The following is a 12,584-nucleotide window of genomic DNA, read 5'->3' on the forward strand; positions in this document are numbered from 1 at the left end:
CCCTCCCACGCGCCGTCCTTTCGCGTTCGGCTCAGGGTGAACGGCGTCGAGCACATCGCCTGCGGCAGCACGCGCAAAGGTGCGGAGTCCGACGCGGCGGAGCGGGTGCTGGAGGACCTGATGAGCCTCGACGTCGACGAATGAGGCGGCGTTTTCTCGTCCTCGCGGTGGCGCTCTTCCTCCTGTCGCTCCCCGCGCGCGCCGCTTTGGCGGACGAGCTGCCCGTCGTCGTGACGCAGCCCTGGATCGCCCTGATCGTTTCCTTCCTGGGCGGCCCCAACGTCGCCGTCCGGCCCCTCCTGATCTGGAACGACGCAGGGGACCCCGTACGCGCCGAGGGCGGCCGGGCGCTGCGAAACCTGCCGGCCGACGCCTGCATCGTCGCGTTGGACTCCGCTGACCTCGCGGGGTCGGGATTGAAGGCCGGCGCCTACGGAAAGCTGCGGACGCTCTACAACCCCTTCCCCATCCCGCCGGAGCGCTGGGACGCCTCGCTGCCGGACCCCTCCGTGATGCCCTTCGTCGCCCAGAGGGTGCTGACGGTGCTGGCGGACTGGGACCCTCAGAACTACCTGTACTACCAGCGCCGCCTTGCGGAGTTTCAGGCCCGCCTCTCAAGCTCCGTCCTGGCTGGACGACAGGTGCTGCGGGACGTGCGGGTCTGCGACCTCAGCGGGGCCAGCAGCGCGCTGCTTCGGGCCGCCGGGTGCCGCATGGAGCGACCGGACCTCCACCTGCTCGACAGCTGGAGCCGGTCCAGTCCCAAACAACTTCAGGAGTTTCTGGAGGAGAGGATCGCCCAGGGCGTCGTCCTCGTGATGGATGGGGGGACGCCGCGCAACCTGCGGCACTTCCTCGGAGGCCGACCGGAGGTCTTCAACTTCGCCCGGCCGCCCTTGAACCAGGACTATCCGGCGTTTCTGAACGAACAGTACATCTCCCTCTGGCAGAAGATCACGGCGAAGCCGCCCGCGGGCCGGAAGCCGGACGCGCCGCGCAGTCGGTAGTGCGGGTTCGGTCCCGTGGGGCGGGACTTTCGGGGAGGGGGCGGCGAGGGGCCGCCCCCTTTCGCATACAAATCTCCCGATGGCCTTTTTCTTATCGCCGATTGGGCGTATGATAGGTCAGTCGGTTCGCCATGCCAGGATGAGGAGGCGTTTGGGATATGCGCTACAGGATGGAATACGAGTCCCCGCTGGGGACGCTGACCGCGATGAGCGACGGGGAGAGCCTGGTCGGCCTCTTTATGGCCTCCGTCGAGCCGAGGCCGGAGGACGCGGCGGGCACGGACCTTCCCGTCCTCGCTACCCTGCGCAGGTGGCTGGACGCCTACTTCGACGGCGGACGCCCGAGCCCCGCGGACCTTCCCCTGGCTCCGGCGGGCACGGAGTTTCAGCGCGCGGTGTGGCGCATCCTCCTGGACATCCCCTATGGAAGGACCACGACGTATGGCGCCATTGCGGCGATCCTGGCGGAGCGGAACGAGCGCGGGCGGATGGCGCCTATGGCGGTGGGCGGCGCCGTGGGGCGCAACCCCATCTCCATCGTCATCCCGTGCCACCGCGTTGTGGGCGCCGGAGGGAACCTCGTGGGCTACGGCGGGGGAATGGATCGCAAGGTGCGGCTCCTGACTCTGGAGGGCGTCGACATGTCGCGCTTTTACGTCCCCGGCGAGGAACGGCGTGTTTGAGCGCCGGTCGCGGCTGATGGGAGTTCTGCTCTCCGCCGTGCTGCTGGAGCCCCTGGCCTGCGCGACGGCATGGCGCCTTGGCGCGCGGCTCTCCAGGAACGCAGGCGTGTCCTTCGGCCTCCTGGCCGGGCGCCCTGCGCTGGCCCTGGTCGTTTCCTCCCTCGTGCTCGCGGCCGTGCTGTGGGCCGCGTTCCTGTGGAGGAGGCCGGGCAGTACCGTACGCGTGGGGCTCGCGATCACGGCCGGAGGGGCCACGGCGAACCTCGCGGAGCGGCTGACGCTGGGAGCCGTCCTGGACTGGATACCCCTTCCGTTCTCCTCCTGCCTCGTGTCGGGAGGCCTGTTCTTCAACCTCGCCGACGTCGAGATCGGGATCGGCGCGTGCCTGGCCGCCTGGGCTGCCGTTGTCGCCAGGGAGGGGACTGAGTGACGGAGCCGCTGGACCTCCTGAACAAGGACGTCCCGATATGGCGGCTGATCCTCTCGCTGGCGTGGCCCGCCATCGTGGAGCAGCTGCTCCAGACGGTGGTGACCTACGTGGATACGGCCATGGTGGGCAGCGTCGGCGTGGAAGCCACCGCCGCCGTCGGGGTGACCACCTCGACGGTCTGGCTCCTCAACGGCTTCATGAACGCGGTGGGAGTCGGGTACTCCGTCCTGATGGCGCGGCGGATCGGCGAGGGGAGGCTGGAGGAGGCCCGCGCGGTGATCCGCCAGGCCGTGCTGGCCGTCTGCGTCCTGGGAACGGCCCTGACGCTCGCCGTGACGCTCTTCGTCGCCCCGAACCTGCCCGTCTGGATGGGGACGGACTCGCGCGTGACCCCTCTGGCGGCCTCCTACCTGCGCGTCGTGGGACTGTCCTACACCTTCAACCTGTCCATGATCGTCTGCTCCAACGTCCTGCGCTGTGCCGGCGACAGCCGAACGCCCCTGAAGTTCAACTTTCTGACGAACCTCATCAACGTCGCGGGCAACTTCATGCTGATCTACCCGACGGCGACGTTCTCACTCGCGGGGCTTGAGTTCACCCTGCCGCGGGCCGGGTGGGGCGTGGCGGGGGCTGCTGCGGCCACGTCGCTGGCCACGGCCTTCTCCGGAATCTGCATGATGGGCGTGCTCTTCCTGAGGCGCTCCCCCCTGCAGATCGCCCTGCGCGAGAGCTTCCGGCCGGAGCGGCGCATCATCCGCCAGGCCGCCGGGCTGGCGTTTCCCGTGCTGCTGGAGCGGCTCTCCATCGCTTCGGGACACCTGGCGAGCACGGCCATGATCTCCGGCCTCGGCACCGTTTCCCTGGCCGCCCATCAGCTGGCCAGCACGGGTGAGGCCGTCTGCTACCTGCCGCCCTATGGCTTCTCCATCGCCGGCACGGCCCTCGTGGCCCAGTCGCTGGGAGCGGGGGAGCGGGAGCGCGCCTTCGCCTCCGGCGAGTGGTGCACCCGCCTCGGGGTCCTGGTCATCCTCTTCAGCGCCGCGGCCATGTACTGTTTCGCCGTCCCGATGGCGGGCTTCTTCACGTCCGACGCCGAGACCATCGCCCTCAGCGCCCGGATGCTGCGCCTCGAGGTGTGGGCCGAGCCCTTCCTGGCCGCCACCATCGTGCTGGGCGGCGTGCTTCGCGGGGCGGGGGACGTCCGCTGGCCCGTGTACATCGCGGTCGCCGGCATGTTGGCGCTGCGCGTCCCCCTGATCTGGGTGCTGATCCACCGCTTCGGCTGGGACCTGACGGCCGTCTGGGGCGCCATGATCGTGGACTGGATGCTTCGCGCCCTGATCTCCCTCTGGCGCTTTTACGGGCGCCGCTGGCTCTTTGCCTGGCGATGATGGAGCCGCGGCGCGGTCCCGGCGTTTGCACGACGATTTTCGTTTAATTTCGTTCAAGAAAAACTTATCCTGTTCACTGCGGAGGTATGAGACTTTGAAGACCATGGGTTATGGACATCAGTGGATCGACGACGACGACATCGCGGAAGTCGTCCGGGTCCTGAAGGGCGACTGGCTGAGTCAGGGGCCGACGGTGGAGGCCTTCGAGAAGGTCCTTGCCGATTACACCGGGGTGCGGCACGCCGTGGCCTACGCCAATGGCACGGCGGCGCTGCACGGCGCCATGGCCGCCGCGGGGCTCAGGGACGGGGAGCACGCGCTGACCACGCCCCTGACCTTCGTCGCGACGGCGAACGCCGCGCTCTACGCGGGGGGCGAGCCGGTCTTTGCGGACATCGACCCGGACACGTTGTGCATGGACCCCGTTCGAGCGGAGGCCAAGATGCGGGAGCTTCCCCGTCGGATCAAGGTCATCGCGCCCGTGAGTTTCGCCGGCTACCCCTTCGACATGGCTCCCTTCCGGCGGATGGCCGAGAGGCACGGGGCCGTGCTCATCGAGGACGCCAGCCACGCCCTGGGCGGAGAGCGGGGGACGCACAGGGTGGGGGCCGACGCGGACATGACGACCCTGAGCTTCCACCCGGTGAAGCACATCACCACCGCCGAGGGCGGCGCAGTCCTGACGAACGACGACGAGTTCGCCCGTCGGCTGCGCCTCTTCCGCAACCATGGCATCACGCGAGACCCCGCGGAGTTCAAGGACGCGCCGGACGGGCCATGGCACAGCGAGATGCAGACCCTGGGCTACAACGACCGCCTCTCGGACGTCGCCTGCGCCCTGGGCCTGAGCCAGATGCGCCGGCTGGACGCCTTCGTCGCGCGTCGACGCGAGATCGCCGCCCGCTACCGCGAGCTCCTGAGCGGCGTTCCCGGCCTGACGCTCCCTCCCGACCACGAGGGGCACGCCTGGCACCTCTTCGTCGTTCAGGTGGGCGCGGAGCGGCGAGCTCCGCTCTTTGCCCGCCTGGCGGAGGAGGGCTTCCGCCTCCAGGTACACTACAGGCCTGTGCCGCTTCAGCCCTACTACCGCGATCGGTTCGGCTACCGGGAGGGAGATTTCCCGGAGGCGGAGCGCTACTACAAACGGGCCATCTCCCTGCCCATCTTCCCCCTGATGGAGGACGACGACGTGCGCCGCGTGGCGGACTGCATCAGGAGGTTCTTCGTGGAGTAGGGAAGCCGTCGCGGCGACAGAGTTCGATTTTCCATCTTGACCTTTTGAGGAAATGCGATAGAATAAGTCACTGTATTCGGGACGTAGCGCAGTCTGGCTAGCGCATCTGCATGGGGTGCAGGGGGTCGGAGGTTCGAATCCTCTCGTCCCGACCATTTGAAGGGTTGGAGGAGTCCGCAAGGGCTCCTCTTTTTTTACTTTGCGGCCCTTTGCGCTATAATCAGGGGGCGTCTTTCGGCGCTCTCAGCGGTGCTTCGCTCAGTCGCCGGCCCGTAAAGATGTCAAAAACTTTTAAGGAGTGAATGTCGTTATGTCCCTTCCCAAGCTGAATGGGTTTCCGGTCCCCTCCCTCTCCGAGGGGGATCGGTCCGCTCTCGAGGCCGCAGCCCGCCGGGCGCGCGTCAGCGCCCTGACGATGGTGACCGCGGCGTCGAGCGGACACCCCGGCGGCGCCTTCTCAGGCATCGAGATGTTCCTGACCGTCTACGGCACGGCAAACCTCACGCCGGAGAACTGCAATGCCCTGGACCGGGATTACGTGGTCGTGTCCCATGGGCACACGTCGGCGGGCGTCTACGCGGCGCTGGCGGAGTGGGGATTTTTCGATGCCGGAGAGGCCATGGCCCACTTCCGTCAGTGCGGCAGCGTCTTTCAGGGGCACGTGGAACGCGAGGTCCCCGGCGTGGACTGGGGGACGGGCAACCTGGGGCAGGGGCTCTCCGCCGGCGTGGGCTTCGCCCTGGCGCAGCGCGCCCGCGGGCACAGAGGGCGCGTCTACGTGTTGATGGGGGACGGCGGCCAGACGAAGGGCCAGCTGGCGGAGTCCCGCCGCCTCGCCGTCAAGGAGGGGCTGACGGACCTGGTGGCCCTGGTGGACTGGAACGGCATCCAGATTTCGGGGCGCCTTGACGACGTCATGCCCTGCAGCCTCAGGGAGCTGTGGGAGGCGGACGGCTGGGAGGTGGTGGAGTGCGACGGGCACTCCTTCGACGCGCTCTACCTGGCGCTGAAGGACGCGGGCCGCCGCGGTCGTCCCACCGTGCTGCTCTGCCGCACGGTGATGGGCAGGCAGGGGCAGGCCATGGAGGGGACTGCCGCCTATCACGGCAAGGCTCCCTCGCCTGAGCTCTACGAGCAGATCGTGAGGGACCTGGGCGGGGACCCTGAAACGCTGGCCAGGGCTTTGGAGGCGCGGAAGTCCGAGCCGTCCTTCAAGGGGCGGAAGGTCGTCCCGCCGACGCCGCAGCTGGAGCTGGGCACCCCCCTCTCCTATGAGGAGGGCAAGTCGGACAACCGGGGGGCCTTCGGCAAGGCCCTTGCGGATGTGGGGCGCCGGAACTGCGGCAGGCCCGGAACGACTCCTATCCTCGTCTTCGATTGCGACCTGGCCCCCTCCGTCATGACGAAGGACTTCAAGGCGGAGTGTCCGAAGAACTTCATTCAGTGCGGCATCCAGGAGCACTCCACGGCCACGACGGCCGGCGCGGCGGCCGCGGCGGGGACGGCGGCGGTCTGGGCGGACTTCGGCGTCTTCGGCATCGACGAGGTCTACAACCAGCAGCGCCTGAACGACATCAACCGGTCCGGGGCCAAGACCGTCCTGACGCACGTGGGGCTTGACGTCGGCGAGGACGGCAAGACGCACCAGTGCATCGACTACGTGGGGCTGTTCCACAACACCTTCGGCTGGCGCCTCGTGGTCCCCGCGGACCCGGAGCAGACGGACCGCGCGACCCGCTGGATGCTGGGGTCGCCGGACAGCATCTGCCTGGCGATGGGTCGGAGCAAGGTGGACCTCGTGCGCGCCCCGTCGGGCCGCGCCGTCTTCGGCGGGAGCTATCGGTTCGAGTACGGCCGCGCCGTGAAGGTCCGTGACGGAAAGGACGGCGCGATCTTCGCCCTGGGGGCGATGACGCAATGCGCGCTGGCCGCGGCGGCGGCCCTCGCAGAGAGGAACGTCAGCGCAGCCGTGTGGAGCGTGTCCTGCCCGCTGGAGGTCGATATGGCGGCCCTCAGGGAGGCCTGTGGGCTGGGGTGCGTCCTCACGGTGGAGGACCACCACGCGGACACGGGCATGGGGTCGATCTTGGCCGTGGCCATGGCGCGGCATGGCCTCCTGGCAAGGATGAGGAACCTTGGGGTGACGCGCTACGGCGACTCCGGCCCCTCCTCGGCCGTCCTGGCGGCCATGGGGCTGGACGAGAAGGGCATCGCCCAGTCCTTCCTGGAGCTGAGGGAAGGACGCTGATGACGGATCGAGAGGAGGCGCTGCCGGCAGGGCGGCGCCTCCTGCTTCACATCTGCTGCGCTCCGGACGCGACCGTCCCGACGCGGGACCTGACGGCGGAGGGTTGGCAGGTCACGGGCTTCTTTTACGGCTCCAACATCCATCCCCGCACGGAGTACGCTCGACGGCTGACGACGCTCCACCGGTTGATGGCCCACGAGGGACTCCCTCTGGAGGAGGGCCCCTACGCGCCGGAGGAGTGGATCGCGCACATGGAACGGTCGGGACTGATGGAGGAGCCGGAGGGAGGGCGGCGATGCACGGAGTGTTTTCTGATGCAGATCGCGTCCGCGGCGGAGGCCGCCGTGCGCCTTGGCTGCACGCACCTCTGCACCAGCCTTACGACCAGCCCCCACAAGGACGTGGAGCGCATCGCCCGCATCGGCGCGGCCTGTGCCGCGTCCCGCGGGCTGACGTGGGAACCCCGCGTCTGGCGCAAGCGGAACGGCTTCCTCCGGTCCATAGAGATATCAAGGGAGTTGGGGCTCTACCGTCAGAACTACTGCGGGTGCGTCGCAAGCTTGCAGGGGCTCCCCGTGGAGTGCGCGCTGTGAGGTCCCTGGCCCGCCGTTTCGCCGCGGCGACCCTGGCCGCCTGTCTGGCGGGGCCGGCCTGGGCGCGGCCCCTGAGCGGGAACTTCGCGCACGTCCTTGAGATCGCGGGGGCGGAGGAGGGGGCTCTCTGCCGCCTGAGGCTCCCGACCGGCGTCTACGCCGGATTGGCTCGATCGCAGACCGAGGACCTCGTCGTCCTGGACGCGAGGGGGGAGCCCGTGCCCTTCGCGGTGGAGCCGGGCCGCCCGATCCCCCAGGGGCCTCCGGTCCTCGTCGAGACGGAGCTCCCCTGCTTTGAGCTCTCTCCGGCGGGGCAGGGCGCCGGGTCGTCGGAGTTTCGCGTCAAGGCCCAACGGGAGGGCCGGCTGATCGAGCTTCAGGGGACGGCCCCGGAGGTCCGCAGGGGCGAGCGCCGCTATCTGCTGGACCTCTCCGAGCTCTCCCCGGCGGGCCCGTCGGACCGGTACCGGCTGCTCCTCGACTCAGACGGGGCGGGGTCTGGGGCGCGGGCCGACGTCCTGATGAGCGTGGACCTGAAGCGGTGGCGGGAGGTGGTGAGCGATGCCCCTCTCGGAGCGGGGGCGCTGGAGCTCCCCAGGGCCCCGACGCGCTGCCTCCTTCTGCGGGTTCGGGGGGCGGGGGATGGGTTCGCCCTTCAAGGGGCGAGCTGCACCTATCGGGTGTGGGGCCACGCCATAGAGGGCGGCTTCGCGGACTTCTCAGGCGTCCTGACGGAGGATCGCCGCGCGGCGGAGTATGACACGGGGGGCGCCTGGCCCGTCACGAGGGTCCAGTTCCTCCTGAGTGAGCCCGGACGCCGGCGCGCGCGCTGTCTGTCGCGGTCCGACATCAGGGGCCCATGGCAACTCGTGGGGAGGGCGGAGCTCTATTTGGCGCGCGGAAGGCTGGGCGCGGAGCAGCGAAACGGCCCCATCCCCGTTCACCTTAGGGAGGACCGCCATTGGCGCGTCGAGTTCGACAGCGCCCTCATGGAGGAGCCGCCCCTGCTGAGGGCCTGGTGGAGCGCGGGGACGGTCCTCTTTCGGGCTCAGGGTCCCGGCCCCTGGTCCCTGGCCTTTGGATGCGACGCACCGCCCCCGTTGGAGGGGGCCCGACGCCCGGCGGAAGAGTTCACTGGGGACGCCCTGGAGGTAACCCTGGCGATCGCCGATTCGTGGGGTGGAGAGGACTTCAAGGCGCCCCCGGAGCCCGGTGCGGAGGGGGAGGGCTACACGGCTCCGTGGCGCATTCCCGTCTGGCTGGGGCTGGGGGTCTTCGCGAGCGCGGCCGGGGTTGCCGTTTGGCGCGCAGGGCGGATGGGGCGATGAGCCCGTCCCACGAGTTCGCCCCACGCCGGAGCTCCGTCCGGGACGACCTCCCGAACGGACGGCGGCAGCTGTCCGCTCAGAGGTCGCCTCCCTTGAGGGGAGGTGCCGCTGAAGGCGGCGGAGGGGTTCAGCCAGACGACACGACTTACAGACGCCGACAGGCGGTCGGCGTCGTATCGGTCGGCTGAGGGCGAAGGAAGTCCGGGGGACTTCCGCAGCTCAGCCAGACGACGCAGTTTATGCAATCGCGTCAGCGATTGCGGCGCTGCGTTGGTCGGCTGTGCCGAAGCAAGGCAATTGATTGCCTTGTGGAGGCGTTGGCGGGGAATGTCAGATAGGTGCGTCTTATGAAAAAACACTCGCCGCCCCCCTACAGGGCAGCCCCCTTCCAAGGGGGCCAAACAGACCGGGGGCCAACGATCAGTTGTCCATCTCCCGCCTCAGCGCCTCGACCTCACCAAGAGACAGCCCGGTCGCCTGGGATATCTGCTCCGACGTGAAACTCATGCCCAGCATCCGCCGCGCCGTGGCGGCGATACCTTTGGCCTCGCCCTCGTTCAGGCCCTTTGCCAGCCCTCTGGCCTCACCCCTTGCCTCGCCCCTCGCCTCACCCTCGGCGCGGGCAACGCGACGGATCGTCTCGTCGCGCGTCATCGCGTCCCGCATCGCCTTATAGCTCACAATGTATCGCTGCCGTTCCTCCCTGCTCTGCAAAAACAGCTTCTCCAGATTCAGCGCCTCGCCGATCATCGGGTCCTTCACCATCGCCTCAGGCATCTTCTTCGCCTCCATCCCCGCAAGATACATCAGCCAGTACTCCAGACGATTCCGCGGTGTCCCATAACTCGCGTACTTCGGAACCTCAAGGTAGATCAACTTCAGGTCGTCGCTCAGCTTCTCCCCGCTCTCCACGTCGCACAGACAAAACTCGCGGCGAAAACGCTCTCCGGAAAACAGGCTGAACGCCAGAATGTGGATCGATACCGTCCGCTTCAAATCCAGGTACGAACCACCCAGGCCCATCTGAGAGGCGTGCAGCGTGCTGAGATAGTAGGCGGATCGCTGCAGGTAGTCGTTCCAGTTTCTCACCTGCACCTCAACCTCCACCTGCGTCCCGTCCGCCATGTTGGCCACGATGTCCAGGTAGCAGTCCTTCCCCTCAACGCGTGCAGCGGAGAGCTCCCGGTTCGCGTACTCAAAATCGGTGAAGCCTGCGCTTCCGTCGGGAAACACAAGGGCGTTCACAAGGTCCAAAAACAAGGGTTTGCGCTCCTCGCGGCCAAAAAGAAACTTAAAAAAACGATCGTTGAGGCGGTAGATTTTTCCCCGCTCCAGGTCCGCCTCGATTTGCCCTGCCGTCACAGGCCCCAACGCCGGACCGATCAGCTCACCGTTGCGCTCCCGCTCTGCGTCCTCCATGTCCCCACCTCCTCGCTACCTTATTATAACAATTCGCTTATTGCGGTTTTCGCCTCCACTGCAAGGGGACGGCCAGACGACGCAGTTTATGCAATCGCGTCAGCGATTGCTGCGCTGCGTTGGTCGGCTGTGCCGAAGCAAGGCAATTGATTGCCTTGTGGAGGCGTTGGCGGGGAATGTCAGACAGGCGCGTCTTATGAAAAACACTCGCCGCCTCCCCTGCGGGGAGCCTTCCGGCTGCCGTTCGCCCTTGCTCACGGGCCGTCAGTCTCGCCCCTCCAAGACTTGCCAGCCCCCTTGCAAGGGGGCCTGAAAAACGCGCGGCCCCCGACAGGGGGCCGCGCGTTTTTCGCGTTTGTTCTGCGCAGCGGCTCAGCGCCGACGCCGGATGCAGAGGGGAAGGAGAGCCAGCAGCGCCGCCGAGCCCAGGCCCGCGGCACACCCGCCGCCGGAACTCGACTTCGGGGGCTCCGTCCCCTTCTTCATGTCCTTTAGCAGGATACCGTCGCCGTTCGTCCCCAAGCGAACCATCTTCTCCTCGCCGCCCTCCAGCCTGTAGTGCAGCGCGTCGATCCGTGCCGTGCTCAGGGCGTTTTCGGCCACCGTGCCCGTGATCTGGAGCAGGTAGCTGTACTGCTGCGCCATTGCACGAGCGGAGGCCGCCGCGCCATCGGGAAGAAGTTTGATCCTGATTCCCTCGATCCCCAGGGCATCGACCCGGATCGAGCCCTCGACCAGGGGGACCTCCGACTTGATGGGAACCTGGACCGTCACTTCAACATTGCCCTGCGCGTCGGGAGTGCCCCAGAAGACCGTCCACTGACCCGCGGAGGCCGGGATATCGACCGACGCGGGAGGATTCACGGGCGGTACGTCCGGAGAGGTTGGCGGCACGTCCGGAGAGGTTGGCGGCACGTCCGGATTACTCGGCGACCCGCCCGGATTACTCGGCGACCCGCCCGATCTGACCCTGAACGCGGCCCTCAGAGTGTGATTCTCCGTCACGTTGCGGAACGTGTACTCGTAACGCGTCGCCCTCGACGGGACGCTCACCGGGGCGTTGTCAGCCCTCAAGTCAGCGATCTCGTAACCTGCGTTCGCCAGGATCACGAACGTCTCGTCGTCGCCCGGGAAGACGGCCACGTTGCCGGACAGCGCCTCCGTGGACCCCTGACGCGTGACCCTGCCGCGGCCGGACACGGACACCGTGATCGTGTTGGATTCGATAAGGGTGACATCCATCTCTATCTCTAGCCCTCCGAACCCTGCGTGGCCTTGGGTGTCGTACCGATACGTCACCGTCACCGGTTTGGCGTTAAAGGTGGCCTTGCCGTTGTTTAAGAAGCTCAGCGGGGTAAGCGGAGTGCCGTCGGAAGCCTTACCGGCGAGGTCTTTGACTTTGTCGAACCGATCCCGGGAGAGAAACGCGCCGAGGTCGACGACATACGCACCCCCGATCGCCGAGACCGTCAGGCCGTCCCGCGTCTGGCCGCCCACAGTGGCACTACCGGTCAGAGTCAGCCCCTGCAGATCGAGGAACGTGAGACGGTTTCCTCCGCAATACAACGAATCCAGCCTCGTGTTCTGGCTCAGGTCCAGCGACGTCAGCCGGTTGTTGGTGCAGTTCAGCGTTGATAGCTCCGTGTTCTGGCTCAGGTCCAGCGACGTCAGCCGGTTGTCGGTGCAGTTCAGCGTTGACAGCCTCGTGTTCTTGCTCACGTCCAACGACGTCAGCTGGTTCTGCTCACAATACAGATACATCAGCTTCGTGTTCTTGCTCACGTCCAGCGTCGTCAGCTGGTCGTTGGCGCAGTGCAGCGTTGACAGCTCCGTGTTCTTGCTCAGGTCCAGCGTCGTCAAAGCGTTGCTGTAGCAAGTCAGCTCCGTCAGCGCCGTGTTCTGGCTCACGTCCAGCGACGTCAGGGCGTTTTCGGAGCAAGCCAGATCCTTCAGCGCCGTGTTCTTGCTCACGTCCAGCGTCGTCAGCGGGTTGTTGGTGCAATTCAACGTCTCCAGCTTCGTGTTCCGGCTCACGTTCAGCGACGTCAGAGCGTTGTTGTTCTCACAATGCAGCGTCTTCAGCTCCGTGTTCTCGCTCAAGTCCAGCGACGTCAGCAGGTTGTTCGTGCAATGCAGCGACGTCAGCTTCTTGTTCCCGCTCAAGTCCAGCGACGTCAGCTCCAGGTTGCTGCAAACCAGCGTCTCCAGATACGTGAAATACTCGATCCCCTTCAGGTTTTTGGCGCCAAAG

General features: G+C 67.2%; 11 protein-coding genes and 1 tRNA gene. 10 read left to right on the top strand and 2 right to left on the bottom strand.

Features of this window, described 5'->3' with window-relative positions; translation table 11 throughout:
* The 10 genes from ACO41U_RS08190 to ACO41U_RS08235 all read left to right on the top strand — a co-directional run.
* On the top strand, positions 1-144 hold a 144-nt coding region (locus tag ACO41U_RS08190), incomplete at its 5' end, for a double-stranded RNA binding motif domain-containing protein (protein ID WP_485943069.1).
* Positions 141-1,007: a metal ABC transporter substrate-binding protein gene (locus tag ACO41U_RS08195; protein WP_485943053.1), complete on the top strand. Its 867-nt coding sequence runs from the start codon at positions 141-143 to the stop codon at positions 1,005-1,007. The genes ACO41U_RS08190 and ACO41U_RS08195, both read left to right, overlap by 4 nt.
* A 158-nt stretch (positions 1,008-1,165) precedes the next feature.
* Positions 1,166-1,690, top strand: coding sequence for a methylated-DNA--[protein]-cysteine S-methyltransferase (locus tag ACO41U_RS08200; protein ID WP_485943055.1), 525 nt, complete (start codon positions 1,166-1,168; stop codon positions 1,688-1,690).
* On the top strand, positions 1,683-2,120 hold the full coding sequence (locus tag ACO41U_RS08205) for a signal peptidase II (protein ID WP_485943057.1): 438 nt from the start codon (positions 1,683-1,685) through the stop codon (positions 2,118-2,120). Before ACO41U_RS08200 ends, ACO41U_RS08205 begins: the two co-directional genes overlap by 8 nt.
* Positions 2,117-3,511 carry an MATE family efflux transporter gene (locus ACO41U_RS08210; RefSeq protein WP_485943058.1) on the top strand — a complete coding sequence of 465 codons (1,395 nt, stop codon included), beginning with the start codon at positions 2,117-2,119 and terminating at the stop codon, positions 3,509-3,511. Before ACO41U_RS08205 ends, ACO41U_RS08210 begins: the two co-directional genes overlap by 4 nt.
* Positions 3,512-3,614: 103 nt before the next feature.
* On the top strand, positions 3,615-4,745 hold the full coding sequence (pseC, locus tag ACO41U_RS08215; protein WP_485943071.1) for a UDP-4-amino-4,6-dideoxy-N-acetyl-beta-L-altrosamine transaminase: 1,131 nt from the start codon (positions 3,615-3,617) through the stop codon (positions 4,743-4,745).
* 77 nt (positions 4,746-4,822) lie between these two features.
* Positions 4,823-4,900, top strand: a tRNA-Pro gene (locus ACO41U_RS08220).
* Between the two features lie 155 nt (positions 4,901-5,055).
* Positions 5,056-6,993, top strand: coding sequence for a transketolase (locus ACO41U_RS08225; protein WP_485943060.1), 1,938 nt, complete (start codon positions 5,056-5,058; stop codon positions 6,991-6,993).
* Positions 6,993-7,586 (top strand): epoxyqueuosine reductase QueH, encoded by a 594-nt coding sequence (locus tag ACO41U_RS08230; RefSeq protein WP_298780550.1) that lies wholly within the window; start codon positions 6,993-6,995, stop codon positions 7,584-7,586. Before ACO41U_RS08225 ends, ACO41U_RS08230 begins: the two co-directional genes overlap by 1 nt.
* Complete coding sequence (locus ACO41U_RS08235; protein WP_485943063.1) at positions 7,583-8,914, top strand: DUF3999 family protein; 1,332 nt, start codon at positions 7,583-7,585, stop codon at positions 8,912-8,914. Before ACO41U_RS08230 ends, ACO41U_RS08235 begins: the two co-directional genes overlap by 4 nt.
* 420 nt (positions 8,915-9,334) lie before the next feature.
* On the opposite strand, the gene ACO41U_RS08240 is transcribed toward ACO41U_RS08235, so the two are convergent.
* On the bottom strand, positions 9,335-10,333 hold the full coding sequence (locus tag ACO41U_RS08240) for an Rpn family recombination-promoting nuclease/putative transposase (protein ID WP_485943065.1): 999 nt from the start codon (positions 10,331-10,333) through the stop codon (positions 9,335-9,337).
* A gap of 372 nt (positions 10,334-10,705) precedes the next feature.
* On the bottom strand, positions 10,706-12,584 hold a 1,879-nt coding region (locus ACO41U_RS08245; RefSeq protein WP_485943067.1), incomplete at its 5' end, for a leucine-rich repeat domain-containing protein.

The sequence above is a fragment of the Fretibacterium sp. genome (assembly GCF_057312375.1).

Coding starts and splice junctions, on each gene's coding strand:
- ACO41U_RS08195 (WP_485943053.1), top strand. CDS start 141: ATGAGGCGGCGTTTTCTCGTCCTCGCGGTGGCGCTCTTCCTCCTGTCG.
- ACO41U_RS08200 (WP_485943055.1), top strand. CDS start 1,166: ATGCGCTACAGGATGGAATACGAGTCCCCGCTGGGGACGCTGACCGCG.
- pseC (WP_485943071.1), top strand. CDS start 3,615: ATGGGTTATGGACATCAGTGGATCGACGACGACGACATCGCGGAAGTC.
- ACO41U_RS08225 (WP_485943060.1), top strand. CDS start 5,056: ATGTCCCTTCCCAAGCTGAATGGGTTTCCGGTCCCCTCCCTCTCCGAG.
- ACO41U_RS08230 (WP_298780550.1), top strand. CDS start 6,993: ATGACGGATCGAGAGGAGGCGCTGCCGGCAGGGCGGCGCCTCCTGCTT.
- ACO41U_RS08240 (WP_485943065.1), bottom strand. CDS start 10,333: ATGGAGGACGCAGAGCGGGAGCGCAACGGTGAGCTGATCGGTCCGGCG.